We start from the raw sequence: 14852 nt of genomic DNA, 5'->3' as shown, positions 1-14852 counted from the left end.
CGCGATCGATGTGTCGCGCGTATCTTGAATTACGATGTGCTGCGTTGCACAAGCGCGCGGACGAGACTTGAGGAGACAAGACATGGCGACCACACTGACCGACGCACCCACCGCGACCGATCAGCGCTATGTCTATCGCTTCGGCGGCGGCGTGTCGGATGGCGGCAAGGGCGATCGCAACCTGCTCGGCGGCAAGGGCGCGAACCTCGCCGAAATGGCCTCGATCGGCCTGCCGGTGCCGCCCGGCTTCACGATCAGCACCGAAATGTGTGCGCGCTATTATGACGAGGGCGGCCAGTTCCCCCCGTCGCTGCGCGACGAGGTCGCCGCCGGCATCGCGCATATCGAAGGGGTGACGGGCAAGATGTTCGGCGATCACGCCGATCCTTTGCTGGTGTCGGTCCGCTCGGGCGCGCGCGCGTCGATGCCGGGTATGATGGACACGGTGCTCAACCTCGGCCTCAACGACGAGACGGTCGAGGGGCTTGCCGCCACCTCGGGCGACGCGCGTTTCGCATGGGACAGCTATCGCCGCTTCATTCAGATGTATTCGGACGTGGTGCTCGAACTCGATCACGGCGCGTTCGAAGAAGCGCTGGAGATTGCCAAGGAAGATAACGGCTATTTCCTCGATACCGATCTGACCGCGCAAGATCTGCGCAAGCTTGTCGCCGAATACAAGGCGCTGGTCGAACAGCAATGGGGCAAGCCGTTCCCGCAGGACGTGCACGATCAGCTCTGGGGTGCGGTCGGCGCGGTGTTCGGCTCGTGGCAGTCCGAACGCGCCAAGGTCTATCGCCGGCTCAACGACATTCCCGCCGCCTGGGGCACCGCCGTCAACATCCAGGCGATGGTGTTCGGCAACATGGGCGAGACTTCAGCCACCGGCGTCGCCTTCACGCGCGATCCCGCCAAGGGCGACCGCGCCTATTACGGCGAGTTCCTCATCAACGCGCAAGGCGAGGACGTCGTCGCCGGCATCCGCACCCCGCAATATCTGACCAAGGCCGCCAAGGATGCGGCCGGCGCCAAGCCCGCCTCGATGGAGGAGGCGATGCCGGAGACGTTCACCGAACTCGCCAAGGTGTTCGACCTGCTCGAAACGCATTACCGCGACATGCAGGACATCGAATTCACCGTGCAGCAGGGCAAGCTGTGGATGCTCCAGACCCGTTCGGGCAAGCGCACCGCCAAGGCCGCGCTGAAGATCGCGGTCGAGATGGCGGAAGAGGGGCTCATCACGCGCGAGGAGGCGATCGCCCGGGTCGAGCCGCAGGCGCTCGACCAGTTGCTCCACCCGACGCTCGATCCACAAGCGACGCGTGACGTGCTGACCAAAGGCTTGCCGGCCTCGCCGGGCGCTGCCTCGGGCGCGGCGGTGTTCGACAGCGATACGGCCGAGAAGCGCGCGGCGGCGGGCGACAGCGTGATCCTGATCCGCGTCGAGACCTCGCCGGAAGACATCCACGGCATGCACGCGGCGAAGGGCATCCTCACCGCGCGCGGCGGCATGACGAGCCACGCTGCCGTGGTGGCGCGCGGCATGGGCCGGCCGTGCGTATCAGGCGCCGGCTCGATCTCGATCGACAGCAAGGCACGCGTGATGCGGGTCGGCGCGCGCGAGATTGCGGAAGGCGAGATCGTCACGATCGACGGCGCCACCGGCGAGGTGATGGCAGGCGAAGTCGCGACCGTGCAGCCCGAACTGTCGGGCGATTTCGGTACGTTGATGGGTTGGGCCGACGAAGTCCGTCGCCTCAAGGTGCGCGCCAACGCCGAGACCCCGCTCGACGCCCGCACGGCGCGCGAATTCGGCGCGGAGGGCATCGGCCTGTGCCGCACCGAGCATATGTTCTTCGATGCGCAGCGGATCACGAACGTCCGTCAGATGATCCTCGCCGAGGACGAGGCTGGCCGCCGCTCGGCGCTCGACAAATTGCTGCCCGAACAGCGCAGCGATTTCGTGCAACTGTTCGAGGTCATGGCCGGGCTGCCGGTGACGATCCGCCTGCTCGATCCGCCGCTCCACGAATTCCTGCCGAATGAAGAAGCCGAATTCGCCGAGGTGGCGACGGCCGCGGGGGTCGATATCGACACGCTCAAGCGCCGTGCGGCGGAATTGCACGAGTTCAACCCGATGCTCGGCCATCGCGGCTGCCGGCTCGGCGTGACATACCCTGAAATCTACGAGATGCAGGCGCGCGCGATCTTCGAGGCGGCGATCGAGGTTGCCGAGAAATCGGGTGCGGCGCCGATCCCCGAGGTGATGATCCCGCTGGTCGGCACCAAGCGCGAGCTGGAGCTGATGAAGGCGGTGGTCGATGCCGCGGCGCAGGCCGTGTTCGCGGATAAGGGCCGCACGATCGAGTATCTGGTCGGCACGATGATCGAACTGCCGCGCGCCGCGCTGATGGCGGGCGAGATTGCCGAGACGGGCGAGTTCTTCTCGTTCGGCACCAACGATCTCACGCAGACGACGCTGGGCGTGTCGCGCGACGACGCCGCGCGTTTCCTCGGCGCCTATGTCGAGAAGGGCATCTACGCGAAGGACCCGTTCGTCAGCCTCGATGTGGAGGGCGTCGGCCAGTTGATCGAACTGGCGGCGGAACGCGGTCGCAAGACCCGCCCCGGTATCAAGCTCGGCATCTGCGGCGAGCATGGCGGCGATCCCGCCTCGATCGCGTTCTGCGAGCGCACCGGGCTCGATTATGTCTCGGCCTCGCCGTACCGCGTGCCGATCGCGCGGCTCGCGGCGGCGCAGGCGGCGCTCGCCGCCAGAGGGTGAGGGGATAATGTAAGCCGATCCCCGGCGCGGGCCGGGGTTCGGCTTGCGGACCATCATCGAACGCGGGCTGCGCTTCGTACGCAAGCCTGACCGCGCCCCGCCGTTTGGCGGGGATCGGAAACATCGGTGAATGCTGATGCGCTCGCCTGATCCGACCACGGGCAATGTTTCTGCCCGCGTCGGTCTGCGGTTGGTCAGCCGGCGATGCGCAGCGCGGCGGCCTGCTGCCGCCACTGACGGCCGGTGATGGTGCCCGCCGGCAGCGCGAGGCGCAGTTCGAGCGCCATCTCGTCCTGATCGGACAGCTTCTCGATATCCGCGAAACGCGTGATCCCGAGGTTGGACAGGCGGGTGGCGAGCGCGGCGTCGATGCCGTCGATCCGCGTCAGCGCATCGCCTGCCGCCAGCGGGTGGTCGAAGGTCGCGAGTTCGGGAAACGGCTCCGCCTCCGGCGGCGGCGCGGCGGTCTCGCCAGGGGTGAGCGGCGGCACGATTGGGTCGGCCGGATCGTGGTCGAACGTCGCAAGCGCGGCGTCTTCGGTACGCGCGAGGGGCGCCTTGGGTGATTGTTCAGAGGCGGCCGATGTCTTGAACGCCGCGATCCGCGCTTCAGCCTCGGCGAGCCGGTCGGCGACGGTCTGGTACGACGTTTCCAGCGTCGCCGCATGCCGCGCGAGCGTGTTGAGCCGGTTCTGCGATTGCGTGCGGAAGGCCGCGAAGTCGTGCATCAGCTTGCGGACCGCCCTGCCACGGTTGACCGAAGTCGGGTTGGTCGCGAACCCCAACAGCCAGGCGACCACCGCCACCGCGCAAAGCACGAGCAATTGCAACGGCGAACTGAACAACATTACGCGAACCCTTAAAGGAATGATCACCATTCCTCTGGCGGTGCGGCCCCCGCGTAGCAACCCCGCCGCGCCGCCGGCGGCGCAGAGAATCTGCGCCGCTTCGGGACTCGGGCTCAGTGTCCGCCGTGGATGAAGGAGTCCGAGATCGAGCAGGCCGCCGGCCCGAGGATGACGACGAACAGCGTCGGCAGGATGAACAGGATCAGCGGAATGGTCATGATCGCGGGCAGGCGCGCGGCCTTTTCCTCGGCGCGCATCATGCGTTCGTTGCGGAATTCGGCCGAGAGGACGCGCAGCGCCGAAGCGAGCGGCGTGCCGTATTTCTCGGTTTGAATCATCGTCGTAACGACACCCTTCACCGCATCGAGCTTCACGCGCATGGCGAGGTTCTCGAACGCCTGACGACGTTCGGAGAGGAATCCGAGTTCAATCGCGGTCAGCGTGAACTCATCACCCAATTCGGGGTACGCCTTGCCGAGCTCGCGCGCAACGCGGCCGAACGCGGCGTCGACGGTCAGTCCCGCTTCGGCACAGATCACCAGCAGATCTAGCGCATCGGGCAGGCCCTTGCGGATCGCGTCCGAACGCTTTTTGATGGTGTTATTGAGGTAGAGGTCGGGCGCCTTGTACGCGAGGATGAAGGTGACCGCGACGACGCCATAGGCCTTGAGCGGCGACCATGTCGCGAACGCGTCGGTGCCATAGACCCAGTACAGCATCGGCCCGCCGAGTACGATCGGCAGCACGAGCCGGCCGAAGATCACCGCGACCGCATATTCCTTCGAACGGATGCCCGCCTGGAGCAGCTTGATCTGCGCGGCCTTGACCTGACTGTCCTGCAACACCTTGAGCGAGGACAGGATCGTCTTGATACGATCGGTCGTCTCGTTCTTGGTGACGAGCTTGGCGCGCCGCTTGGTCGATGCGGTGATGCCCGCCTTCAGCTGTTCGCGCCGGTCGTTGAGCGCCTTGACGCGCTTCGTCATAGGGTCGCGTACGGTGGTCGCCGCATAGATGGCGAGCAGGACCGCGCACGCCGCCACCGCCGCGAGCAGCGTCGCCACTGCGAAGACGTCGACCCCGAGGATCTTTGGTCCGGCTGTTGGTCCCATGATCTGCCCTGCGCGCCTTTACGATTAGATTTCGAAGTTGACCATCTTGGCCATGATGAAGGCACCGATGCCCATCCACAGCAGCCCGCCGATGCCGGCGACCATCAGTCGCTGGTCGGTGAAGAAGCTCTGCATGTAGCTGGTGTTGATCATCATGATCATGCCGAAGACGATGAACGGCAACGCGCCGACGATATAGGCCGACGCCTTGGATTCGGACGACATCGCCTTGATCTTGAGCTTCATCTGGCTGCGCATGCGCAGTACCGTCGCCAGGTTGGCGAGCGTCTCGGCAAGGTTGCCGCCGGTTTCGCGCTGGATCGCGATGGTGATGCAGAAGAACTGGAATTCGGGCGTGCCGAGCCGGTCGGCGGTGTCCTGAAGCGCCGCGTCGAGCGTGCGGCCGATCCGCATCTTGTCGGTGATCGAGCGGAACTCGACGCCGATCGGGCCGTCGACTTCCTGCGCGACCACGCCGATCGTCTCGGTGATCGGCAGGCCCGAGCGCAGACCGCGCACCAGCAGTTCGATGGCGTCGGGGAACTTGACGGTGAACTTGGCAATGCGCTTCTTGATGAAGAATCCGACCACCTTATGGGGCAGTCCCGCGCCGACGACGACACCGAGCAGCAGCGACAGGAACAGCGGTAGCCCGGCGATCTTGAGGGCGATCGCTACGATGATGGTCAGGATGAGCGTCGCCATGCCGTATTGACCGACCGTCCAGGTCTTGCCGGTCATCGCCAGCCGCTTCTTGAGCGCGGCCGGGCGCGGCAGGAAGCGCATCGCCGCGGCATCCATCTTGTTACCACGCGATGCGGAGATCCGGCGCGCCTGCACCGCAGCGAGCGCCGAGGCGTTTTCGCTGTGCCGTTCGCGCACCGACGACAGCCGACGCGCGCTCGCTCGCTCGGGCGACGGCCCGGTCAGCGCGAACGCCATCAGGATCAGCACGCCGATCGCGCCAAGGGCGACGGCAAGGATCGGCATCGTCTGCATCGCGGCTTCAATCGCTCCGGTGGTTCAGGATGGCGGTCACTTCTTGGGCGCGCGCTTGGGCAGCATGCCCTTAAGGTCGCCGAACTTGCCGAGGAGCGAATCGCCCTTGGCCTTCTTCTTGCGGCCGGGCTCCGCTGCACCCTCGCTGTCACCGATCGCCATGATGGTGGTCGTCAGCTCGATCAGCGGCGCGAGCGTTTTGGAGCCCTTGCCGGTCTCGCCCATGGTCTTGCCGAGCTTGGCGGACTGGGCGGCGAGCTTCTGGTCGTAGGGCACCAGGATATCGATCTTGCGTTCGATCGACCCTTCGAAATCCTTGCGGCTGATCTCGAGCGCGGCGGCCGGCAGCACCTTGTTGGCGACGACGAAAACCTGCGTCTGCGGCGCATTCGACTTCAGCCACGACAGGATGCGGATCGTGTCGCGTGCCGATGCCAGTGTCAGCTCGGTGACGACGACCGCGACCTGAATTTCGGCGACGAGGTGCGGATGCTGCACCAGCATGCCGCGCGGCAGATCGACGATGGTGCATTCGAAGGCGAGCCGCATCTCCTCCTGCAACTGATAGAAGGCGGAGCCATCGGTCATGATCGGCGCGTTGATCGGCGCTTCCGCCGACAGCACCGACAGGTTCTCGCCCGCCTTGACCATCGCGCGTTCGATGAACAGCCCGTCGATACGGCTCGGGTTTTCGATCGCGTCGGTCAGGCCGCGGCCGGGTTCGAGATCGAGCGCGAGCGCGCCGGTGCCGAAATGCACGTCGAGATCAAGGATCGCGGTGTTGCGGGGGCCGCGCTGGCTCATCAGCCACGCCATCGAGGTGGCGAGCGTGGAGGCGCCGACGCCGCCGCGCGTACCGATGAACGCGGTCGCGCAGTGCGGACGTCCGCCGACATCCTCGGTCACCTTGGGCGCGTTGAAGATCGCCTGCGCATGCGTGAACGCCTCGCGCAGCATGGCCGGGTTCAGCGGTTTGAGCAGATAATCCTGGATGCCGCTGACGACGAGATCGCGGTACAGCCGCACGTCGTTGACCTGCCCCGCCGCGATCACGACGGTGCCGGGCTCGCACACCTCGGCAAGCGCGTTGATGTCGTTGAGCGGATCGCCGCTTTCCGACAGATCGACCAGCAGGATCTGCGGGCTTGCCGAGACCGAGAGCGACTGGACCGCGTTGCGCAAGCCTCCCTTGTTCACCTTCTCGGGCGACCAGCCCATTTCCGAGGCGACGCTGCGGATCGTGTCGGCGGTGTTCTCGTCGCAGACATAGGCGACGAAGGGATCGCGCAGCCCGATCTTGCTCAAACTGAAAGGCGCGTTCATTTCGTGCTGCTCCCTGCCTTGAGGCCACCTTCGCCGGTCGGTGCGGTCTTGCGGAAGGACTGGATCGCCTTGGTTGCCGAGGCGGTGTCGATCAGGGTGCCGCCCTGCTGGCCGTGGACGAGATCCATCGGATTGGCGACCATCGCGGCGAGGTTCGCGTTGATCGCGCAGCCCTGGTTGGAGCCGGTATGGTTCTCGAAATCAGGCTGGCCGACGCGGCTGAAATCCGGGCAGCCCGGCACGGTCGCCTTCATGCGGCTGACCACCAGGCGCAGCGTGCCCGCGGCGGGCGGTGCATCGGTGGCGGGCGCATCGTCGGCGAGCAGCAGGCCGTAGCGTGCGACCTGCGCGGCGATCTGGTCATGCGCGGCGACGGCATAGCCGTTGGGGTCTTCAAGCGCGACATGGTCGCCATAGCCGAGCCGCAGCGACGCCATCCAGCCCGCGAGCCGCTGTGCCTCGCCGGGGGCAAGCCCCTTGCCGGCGGTCGCGACGTCGAACACGTAGTCGGTCTGCGAGACGACCGGCTGGTGAACCGATTCGAGCCCGCGGTTCTGCGTGCCCGTGCACGCGCCGAGCGCCAGCGCCGGGGCGAGGGCCGCGATCAGGGTCCAATGTTTGCGCATGGTGAAGTCCTTGCGAGAGAGCATCAGTTTGTGTCGAAGCCGGGCGCGACCGCTGCGGCGGGCTTGTGCGCGCGTGGTTCGGCCACGGCCTGCGCCCGATCGGCGGGCGCGACGGGCATGCCGGGCTGTTGCGGCGGTGCGGCCGGCACCGGCGCCACTGCGCCGAGTGCGGGCTGCGTGACCGGGGCCGCCATGCTCGGCTTGGGCCGCTGCGCGCCGGTGGTGCCGCCGCCCAACTGGCCGAACAGGATCTGGTTGAGATCGGTCGGTGCCTTGTAGCCGTCGGTCGGCAGCACGATCTGGTTCGCGTCGACCGGCTTGACGAGATACGGAGTGATGACGATCACCAGTTCGGTCTCGTTGCGCTTGAACGCGTTCGAGCGGAATAGCGCGCCGAGCACGGGCATGTCGCCGACACCGGGTGCCTTGGTGATCGAGTTGTTGTGATCGTTCTGGAGCAACCCGGCGATCATGAAGCTCTGACCCGAACCCAGCTCGACCGTCGTCTCCGCACGCCTGGTGCTGAGCGCCGGGATGGTCACGCCGCTGATCGTCACAGCGCCTTCGGAGGTGAGCTGCGACACTTCCGGGCGGACACGCAGCGAGATGCGCCCATCGGACAGCACCGTCGGCGTATAGGCGAGGCTGACGCCGTACTGCTTGTACTCGACCGAAACCGCGCCGAGGCCCTGGCTGATCGGGATCGGGATTTCACCGCCGGCGAGGAAGGTGCCGGTTTCGCCCGACAGCGCGGTGAGGTTCGGGTTGGCGAGCGTCGTCACCTGACCGTCCGTCTCGCCCAGATCGAGCGAGGAGAGCAGATCGAGCCCCAGTAGATGCCCGGCTATGCCGACCGTTGTGCCGGTGGCGGCGGTGGTGAGGAGGCTGCTGCCGGTGCTCGCGGTGGTGCCCCCGGTGAACAGCCCCCCCCCGACGGTATATTGCGTGGCAGCGCCGCGACCCTGGCCCAAACCGAACTGGAAACCGCCCGCCTTGTCGTACGTCGTGAGATTGACGCCGATGTTCTTGACGAAGCTGCGCGCCACCTCGGCGAAACGCACCTGTAGATTGACCTGAAGCGGCGTTGCGGTCTTCAGCCGCGACAGCACCTTCACGCTGTCGCCGACATAGGATTGCACCAGCCGCTCCGCCTCGGCGCCGTCGCCGGGGCTCGCGATCGAGCCGGTGAGCAGCACAAGGCCGTTCATCGTCGTCGCGGTGATGTGCGCATCCGGCATTGCCATGTTGAGCATCTGCTGGATGGTGTCGAAGTTGTTGCCGACCCGCACCGTCGCCGCATAGACGACGCCGCCACCCGCACCGGTTGCCGAGACGGTGGTCTCGCCCGCGCCCTTGCCGAAGATGTAGATCTGCGTGGGCGAGCGGACCTGCACGTCGGCGATCGCGTCGCTCGCGACGAACACGTCGGTGATCGGGCGGGGCAGGTTGATGAGGCGGCCGCGGCCGGTGCTCACCTGCAACACCGTGCTCGGTGCGGCGGTGGGCGCGGTGCGCCGGGGTGCTGCGGGGCGCTTGTACGGGGCGGCGGTGGCGGCCCCCGCCGCCAGCGCGACGGCCAGCGGCCAACCGATCGACTTCGACAGAGTGCGCATCTTACTTCTTCCCCCCAACCGCGACATCCGTCACGGCATTCCCCCGGGCGACCCGAACGATCGGGCCTTTCGCGAGCTGCGCGGCACCGGCCGGCGTGCTTGCATCGATCGGCTTGCCGGGCACGGTGCGGCGCTGGAAGCGCGACACGTCGGCACCCGTTTCGAAGGACGAAGCGCCTGCCGAAGGCTGGCCCGCGACCTTGACCATCATCGCCTTCTCGGCTTTCGGGTCGTTGCCGTTCGGCACGCTCACATCGCCGCTGGCGATCGCCTGTTCGAGTTCCTGCTGATTGTCCGCAAGGCTGCGCAGCGACAGCGACAGCGAGCCGAGCGTCTGCACGACCGCGATCTGCTCGGCCATCTTGGGCGTCGCCTCGAGCGTCACCATCGAGAAGGTGCGGACCTGCGTCTTGCCGTTCTCGTCGACCGTATTGTCGGTGCGCTGATCGGTGGCGAGGACGCGGACGTTGCGCATCACCGTCTCCGCGACCTTGAGCGGGGCGCCATCGCCACCGCCGACGACGCTCTGCGTCAGCACCAGATCGATACGGTCGCCCGGGAACACGAAGCCGGCGACGCCGCTCTGCTGCGACACCGGCACCGTCACCGCGCGCATGCCCGGCCCGAGGGCTGCGGCGAGGAAGCCGCGATCGCCCGGCTTGACCAGCGCGCCCTGCGTGATCGGCTGCCCGGCGGTGATCGCGTTGCGCACCACCGTGCCCTGAAGCGTCTTGGGATCGAAGCCGCCTTGGTGGAGGAAATAGGCGTTCTCGACCAGTTCCTTCGGCCACGGCTGGTATTTGACCGCCGTCGCATCGAGGATCGTGCCGATCGGCAGCGCGCGGGTCGCGACGAGCACCTCGGGGCCGTTGACCGGCGCCGCGACGACCACCGCGCCCGCTTGCGGCGCAGGCGCGCCGACCATCAGGCTGCGTGCCATGAACGCCGTGACGGCGGCGACCAGCAGCGCACTCACCAGCAATATCAACTTGCGACTGTTCATCTCAGGCCTTTCGACGCCCGGCTAAAATCCGGCTCAAACCATTATAGGAGAGTGGTTAAGATGCAGTTCACGCAGCGCGAGCAAAGCGGCGAAGGCGATCGCGACGCCGTAGGGCACCTCGATCTCGCCACCGCGCCGCGCGCCGCGGTCGAACAGCATCAGCACGGTCAGCACGCCGCCGGCGATCGACATCACCACCAGCATCCACACCAGCACCGGCAGCGGGAACCACAGGCCAAGCGCGCCGATCATCTTGACGTCGCCGCCACCCATCCACCCGCAGGCGAACGCGCCGCAGAACACCGCGAACACCAGCGCCGCGACGCCGAGCTGGATCACCATGTCGGGCCACGCCGCCATGCCGCTCGCCCACCACCAGGCGGGCGCGAGCAGCGCGATGGCGAGGTTCTTCCAATTGGCGATCTCGCGGGTGCGCGCGTCCTCGATCCCCGCCCACACCAGGAGCAGCGCGAGCGCGCATGGCAGCAATGCCAAGATTTCGGTCCCACCCATCGGAAAAGTTCCTAGACGGATTGGCTTTCAAAAAAGTAACCAAGCGCGATGCTGGCCCCGCAACTCTATCGCCGAGCGATCCCGGCCGGCGCGACGGTGAGCCGCTGGCGCGCGGCGGACGGCTGGATGCTGCGGCGGTTCGACTGGCCGGCCGACGGCACGGCGTGCGGGAGCATCCTGTTCCAGGCCGGGCGCGGCGACGTGTTCGAGAAATATCTGGAGACGCTCGCGCACTGGCACGCGAAGGGCTGGTCGGTCACCGCGTTCGACTGGCGCGGGCAGGGCGGGTCGGGGCGATGCTCACCCAATGCGCGGGTCGGCCATATCGAGAGCTTCGCACTCTACGTCGCGGATTTCGAACGGTTTTGGCAGATGTGGAGCGCGGCTGCCATCGCCCCGCGCGTCGCGATCGGCCATTCGATGGGCGGGCATCTTGTCCTCCGTGCGATTGCGGAGGGTGCGATTTCGCCCGATGCGGCGGTGCTGGTCGCGCCGATGCTGGGGCTCAACAGCCCGATCGGGGCGGGGCTGGGCGAATGGGGCGCGCGCGCGTTCGGGCGGATCGGCGACCCCGCGCGACAGGCGTGGCGTGGCAACGAAATCCCCGCCACCACCGAGACACGGCAGGCGCTGCTCACGCATGACGACGAACGCTATGCCGACGAAATCTACTGGCAGACAGCGCAGCCAGACCTGCTGCTCGGCCCGCCGAGCTGGCGCTGGCTGATCGAAGCGTTCGCCTCGACCCGGGCGATGCGGTCCGATTCGCGGCTTGCCGGCGTGCGCGTGCCGATGCTGATGCTGGTGGCGGATCACGACAAGCTCGTTTCCGCCCGCGCAGCGCGACGCATCGCCGCAAAGCTGCCCGATGCACGCGTGGTGCGCTTCGGACGCGAATCGGCGCATGAGATTCTGCGCGAAGTCGATGCGGTGCGGGACCGCGCGCTCGGTGAGATCGACGCGTTTTTGTCGGATCGGCTGACGGTGCGCGCGTGATGCGCCACGATATCGCGATCGTCGGCGCCGGCATGGCGGGCGCGAGTCTCGCCGCTGCGATCGGCGACCGCGCGCGCGTGCTGTTGATCGAGGGGGAGGACGCGCCCGGCTATCACGCCACCGGGCGATCGGCGGCGTTCTGGTCCGAAACCTATGGCGGTCCCGGCGTTCAGCCGCTCACCACCGCCTCGGGGCCGGTGTTGCGCGCGGGCGGGTTGCTTGCGCCCTGCGGTGCGCTGCACATCGGGCGCGGGAGCGATGCGGCGGCGATCCACGCCTTTGTCGCGGCGTTCGCGGGCAGCGGCATCGCGCTCGATCGCACCAACCCGGCCACGCATATTGCCGGGCTGAACCCGGACTGGTCGCTCGGTGTCGCCGAGCCGAGCACCGCCGCGATCGACGTCGCTGCGCTTCATGCCGCATATCTCGCCACCGCACGGCGCGCCGGGGCGATGCTGGTGACGGGTGCGCCGTTGCACGCGGCGACCCGCGACGCGGCGGGCTGGTCGATCGTCGCCGGCGATACGACCTACCGCGCGGATATCCTCGTCGACGCCGCCGGCGCCTGGGCCGATCCCGTTGCGGCGATGGCCGGGGCCGTGCCAATCGGCGTGCAGCCGTACCGCCGCACCGTCGTCCAGTTGCTGACCGATCCGCCCGCACCCGCCGACCTGCCGCTGGTCGTCGACATTTCTGGAGGCTTCTATTTTAAGCCCGCCGCCGACGGGCGACTGTGGCTCAGCCCGCATGACGAGACCGCGACACTGCCTTGCGATGCGCAGCCCGAGGAGATCGACGTGGCGCTGGCGATCGATCGGTTCGAGCGGGTGGTCGGCTGGCGCGTGGTCAAGGTCGAACGGCGCTGGGCGGGCTTACGCAGCTTCGCGCCCGATCGGCTGCCGGTCTATGGCTTCGACGCGCGCGTGCCGGGGTTCTTCTGGTGCGCAGGCCAGGGTGGTTTCGGCATCCAGACCGCGCCCGCCGCTGCCGCGCTGGCGGCCGGGCTGTTGCTGGGCGCTGCGCCCGATCCGATCGTCGCGACGATCGATCCGGCCCGCTACGCGCCCGATCGTTTCGCTGGCGTGTGAGTATGAGCGCGGCTAACCTCGCGCGGTTCAGACGGAGATCGACATGGCGCACAAATTCGTAATCGAGCAGAACAAGGCCGGCGAGTATGTCGCCAAGTTCAAATATAACGGCGAAGTGATCTTCTGGACCGAGGGCTATTCGAGCAAGGTCGCCGCGCGCAACGCGATCGCCTCGGTGATCAAGAACGGACCGGGTGCGGAGATCGAGGAGGCGTAAGCCGGCGTCACCGAATGTGCTCCCGCGAAGGCGGGAGCCCAGACTGGGTCCCCGCCTTCGCGGGGACACATAGTCTCGCTCACAGGATCGCGCGAACCGCCTCAGGCGGGCGCGCCAGCACCACGCCCTTGTCGGTCTCGACCAATGGGCGCTGGATCAGGATCGGCTCGGCCATCATTGCGTCGAGCACCTGATCGTCGGTCATCGTCGCCACATCGAGCCCGCGATCGGTCGCCTCCTTGGCCCGCACGCCGTCGGCCGGGCGCATTCCCGCCCTCGCATACAGCGCGGCGAGCGTGTCGCGCGTCGGCGGGGTCTTGAGATACTCGACCACCTCGACCTCCACGCCCGGCGTCTCCTGAAGGATCGCCAACGTATTGCGCGAGGTGCCGCAACGCGGATTGTGCCAGATCGTCGCCTTCATGCCGTTTGCTGCCCTTCCGCTTCCTTGACGAAGTCCACGTCGCGCCGCTCGGGGCCGATCGCGGTCCAGATGACAATCACGACCACGGTGATCCCCGCCACCATCGCCAGCGCGAGCCCGTAGTCGCCACCGTGGCGCTCGGCGATGTCGGCCTGAATCACGGCATTTCGCGCGGCGATCAGATTGCCGAGCTGATAGGCAAAGCCCGGGAACATGCCGCGCACCGCCGCCGGCGACAGCTCGTTGAGATGGACCGGCACGATCCCCCATGCGCCCTGCACCGCGACCTGCATCAGGAACGCACCCGCGGCCAGCATCAGCGGCGTCACCGAAAACGCCCAGAGCGGGATGACCGGCAGCGCACACAGCGAAGCGATGATGATCGCGCGCTTGCGCCCGATCCGCTCGGACCAGATGCCGAAGCCGATCCCGCCGACGATCGCGCCCGCGTTCATCACCATCGCGATCAGTCCCGCCGTCTGCGTCGAGAGGTGGTGCTGGACCTTGAGGAAGGTCGGATACACATCCTGCGTGCCGTGGCTGAGGAAGTTGAACCCCGCCATCAGCACGACGAGGTACAGCGCGATCCGCCAGTTGCTTGTGAGCGCGGCGATCGGGTTGACGCGTGGCTTCTTCGCTAGCGCTTCATAGGCCGGGCTTTCTTCGACATGCATGCGGATCAGGAAAACAAGGATCGCCGGGATCACCCCGACGAGGAACATGCCGCGCCAGCCGATCCGGTCGAACAACAGGAAGAACACGAGGCTGGCGAGGAAATAGCCCGATGGGTAGCCCGATTGCAGCAGCCCGGAGACGAAGCCGCGCATCTTGGCGGGAATGCTCTCCATCACCAGACTCGCGCCGATGCCCCATTCGCCGCCCATCGCGAAGCCGAACAGGAAGCGGATGACGAACAGCGAGGTGAGGCTCCACGCGAACGCCGACAGCACCGAAAAGGCCGAGAAGGCGAGGATGACGATCATCATCACCGGCCGCCTGCCGAAGCGATCGGCGGCGAGCCCGAACACGAACGCGCCGAACGGCCGCGCGGCGAGCGTGAAGAACGTCGCCTCGGCGGTGGTCTTCACGTCGGTGCCGAACTCCTTCGCCACCGCCGAGAACATGAACACCATCAGGAAGAAATCGAACGCGTCGAGCGTCCAGCCGAGATAGCTCGCCCAGATCGAGCTTTTCTGCGCGGGGGTGAGCGCCTTCAGGTCGGCGATGACGGCCATGTCGTGTTCTCCGGGTCGGCGCGCACCTTAGGGAGCGGCGATGCGGTTAAGCAACCCCGCGCCGCCCTTC

14 protein-coding genes are annotated in these 14852 nt (G+C 67.2%); 4 read left to right on the top strand and 10 right to left on the bottom strand.

Features of this window, described 5'->3' with window-relative positions; all coding sequences use genetic code 11:
* The first annotated feature begins 82 nt into the window (after nucleotides 1–82).
* A complete protein-coding gene (ppdK, locus tag AC3ANX_RS13410) occupies nucleotides 83–2785 on the top strand; it encodes a pyruvate, phosphate dikinase (protein WP_488333767.1) in 2703 nt (900 codons plus the stop codon).
* A gap of 194 nt (nucleotides 2786–2979) precedes the next feature.
* On the opposite strand, the gene AC3ANX_RS13405 is transcribed toward ppdK, so the two are convergent.
* From AC3ANX_RS13405 to AC3ANX_RS13370, 8 genes are all read right to left on the bottom strand, one after another.
* Nucleotides 2980–3633 carry a hypothetical protein gene (locus AC3ANX_RS13405; RefSeq protein WP_488333766.1) on the bottom strand — a complete coding sequence of 218 codons (654 nt, stop codon included), beginning with the start codon at nucleotides 3631–3633 and terminating at the stop codon, nucleotides 2980–2982.
* 113 nt (nucleotides 3634–3746) lie between these two features.
* Nucleotides 3747–4745: a type II secretion system F family protein gene (locus AC3ANX_RS13400; RefSeq protein ID WP_488333765.1), complete on the bottom strand. Its 999-nt coding sequence runs from the start codon at nucleotides 4743–4745 to the stop codon at nucleotides 3747–3749.
* 24 nt (nucleotides 4746–4769) lie between these two features.
* Nucleotides 4770–5744, bottom strand: coding sequence for a type II secretion system F family protein (locus AC3ANX_RS13395; RefSeq protein ID WP_488333764.1), 975 nt, complete (start codon nucleotides 5742–5744; stop codon nucleotides 4770–4772).
* Nucleotides 5745–5780: 36 nt separating this feature from the next.
* Nucleotides 5781–7067 carry a CpaE/TadZ family protein gene (locus AC3ANX_RS13390; RefSeq protein WP_488333763.1) on the bottom strand — a complete coding sequence of 429 codons (1287 nt, stop codon included), beginning with the start codon at nucleotides 7065–7067 and terminating at the stop codon, nucleotides 5781–5783.
* Complete coding sequence (locus AC3ANX_RS13385) at nucleotides 7064–7693, bottom strand: CpaD family pilus assembly protein (RefSeq protein ID WP_488333762.1); 630 nt, start codon at nucleotides 7691–7693, stop codon at nucleotides 7064–7066. Before AC3ANX_RS13385 ends, AC3ANX_RS13390 begins: the two co-directional genes overlap by 4 nt.
* Nucleotides 7694–7716: 23 nt before the next feature.
* Nucleotides 7717–9306 carry a type II and III secretion system protein family protein gene (locus AC3ANX_RS13380; protein ID WP_488333761.1) on the bottom strand — a complete coding sequence of 530 codons (1590 nt, stop codon included), beginning with the start codon at nucleotides 9304–9306 and terminating at the stop codon, nucleotides 7717–7719.
* Nucleotide 9307: 1 nt separating this feature from the next.
* On the bottom strand, nucleotides 9308–10309 hold the full coding sequence (gene cpaB, locus AC3ANX_RS13375; RefSeq protein WP_488333760.1) for a Flp pilus assembly protein CpaB: 1002 nt from the start codon (nucleotides 10307–10309) through the stop codon (nucleotides 9308–9310).
* Nucleotides 10310–10342: 33 nt separating this feature from the next.
* Entirely contained in the window at nucleotides 10343–10822 is a 480-nt protein-coding gene (locus AC3ANX_RS13370; protein WP_488333759.1) for an A24 family peptidase, read from the bottom strand.
* A 48-nt stretch (nucleotides 10823–10870) separates the two neighbouring features.
* Between AC3ANX_RS13370 and AC3ANX_RS13365 the strand changes: the two genes are divergently transcribed.
* From AC3ANX_RS13365 to AC3ANX_RS13355, 3 genes are read left to right on the top strand one after another with little or no spacing between them, the layout of a single operon-like run.
* Nucleotides 10871–11818 carry an alpha/beta hydrolase gene (locus AC3ANX_RS13365; RefSeq protein ID WP_488333758.1) on the top strand — a complete coding sequence of 316 codons (948 nt, stop codon included), beginning with the start codon at nucleotides 10871–10873 and terminating at the stop codon, nucleotides 11816–11818.
* Nucleotides 11818–12906, top strand: coding sequence for an NAD(P)/FAD-dependent oxidoreductase (locus AC3ANX_RS13360; protein ID WP_488333757.1), 1089 nt, complete (start codon nucleotides 11818–11820; stop codon nucleotides 12904–12906). The genes AC3ANX_RS13365 and AC3ANX_RS13360 overlap by 1 nt, the downstream gene beginning before the upstream one ends.
* A gap of 43 nt (nucleotides 12907–12949) precedes the next feature.
* Nucleotides 12950–13123 carry a YegP family protein gene (locus tag AC3ANX_RS13355; RefSeq protein ID WP_488333756.1) on the top strand — a complete coding sequence of 58 codons (174 nt, stop codon included), beginning with the start codon at nucleotides 12950–12952 and terminating at the stop codon, nucleotides 13121–13123.
* Between the two features lie 79 nt (nucleotides 13124–13202).
* Here the strand turns inward: AC3ANX_RS13355 and arsC are convergent, their stop codons facing one another.
* Together arsC and AC3ANX_RS13345 are read right to left on the bottom strand one after the other, a co-directional pair.
* Complete coding sequence (arsC, locus tag AC3ANX_RS13350) at nucleotides 13203–13547, bottom strand: arsenate reductase (glutaredoxin) (RefSeq protein WP_488333755.1); 345 nt, start codon at nucleotides 13545–13547, stop codon at nucleotides 13203–13205.
* Nucleotides 13544–14782, bottom strand: coding sequence for an MFS transporter (locus AC3ANX_RS13345; RefSeq protein WP_488333754.1), 1239 nt, complete (start codon nucleotides 14780–14782; stop codon nucleotides 13544–13546). The genes arsC and AC3ANX_RS13345 overlap by 4 nt, the downstream gene beginning before the upstream one ends.
* Between the last annotated feature and the right edge of the window lie 70 nt (nucleotides 14783–14852).

This window comes from Sphingomonas sp. BRN-1R, assembly GCF_057748035.1.
Note: the sequence above shows the minus strand (reverse complement) of the source record. Positions and strands in the feature narration are given on the sequence as shown.

Excerpts from the sequence above, each read along its gene's own strand:
- ppdK (WP_488333767.1), top strand. The coding sequence starts at position 83 with ATGGCGACCACACTGACCGACGCACCCACCGCGACCGATCAGCGCTAT.
- AC3ANX_RS13405 (WP_488333766.1), bottom strand. The coding sequence starts at position 3,633 with ATGTTGTTCAGTTCGCCGTTGCAATTGCTCGTGCTTTGCGCGGTGGCG.
- AC3ANX_RS13400 (WP_488333765.1), bottom strand. The coding sequence starts at position 4,745 with ATGGGACCAACAGCCGGACCAAAGATCCTCGGGGTCGACGTCTTCGCA.
- AC3ANX_RS13395 (WP_488333764.1), bottom strand. The coding sequence starts at position 5,744 with ATGCAGACGATGCCGATCCTTGCCGTCGCCCTTGGCGCGATCGGCGTG.
- AC3ANX_RS13390 (WP_488333763.1), bottom strand. The coding sequence starts at position 7,067 with ATGAACGCGCCTTTCAGTTTGAGCAAGATCGGGCTGCGCGATCCCTTC.
- AC3ANX_RS13385 (WP_488333762.1), bottom strand. The coding sequence starts at position 7,693 with ATGCGCAAACATTGGACCCTGATCGCGGCCCTCGCCCCGGCGCTGGCG.
- AC3ANX_RS13380 (WP_488333761.1), bottom strand. The coding sequence starts at position 9,306 with ATGCGCACTCTGTCGAAGTCGATCGGTTGGCCGCTGGCCGTCGCGCTG.
- cpaB (WP_488333760.1), bottom strand. The coding sequence starts at position 10,309 with ATGAACAGTCGCAAGTTGATATTGCTGGTGAGTGCGCTGCTGGTCGCC.
- AC3ANX_RS13370 (WP_488333759.1), bottom strand. The coding sequence starts at position 10,822 with ATGGGTGGGACCGAAATCTTGGCATTGCTGCCATGCGCGCTCGCGCTG.
- AC3ANX_RS13365 (WP_488333758.1), top strand. The coding sequence starts at position 10,871 with ATGCTGGCCCCGCAACTCTATCGCCGAGCGATCCCGGCCGGCGCGACG.
- AC3ANX_RS13360 (WP_488333757.1), top strand. The coding sequence starts at position 11,818 with ATGCGCCACGATATCGCGATCGTCGGCGCCGGCATGGCGGGCGCGAGT.
- AC3ANX_RS13355 (WP_488333756.1), top strand. The coding sequence starts at position 12,950 with ATGGCGCACAAATTCGTAATCGAGCAGAACAAGGCCGGCGAGTATGTC.
- arsC (WP_488333755.1), bottom strand. The coding sequence starts at position 13,547 with ATGAAGGCGACGATCTGGCACAATCCGCGTTGCGGCACCTCGCGCAAT.
- AC3ANX_RS13345 (WP_488333754.1), bottom strand. The coding sequence starts at position 14,782 with ATGGCCGTCATCGCCGACCTGAAGGCGCTCACCCCCGCGCAGAAAAGC.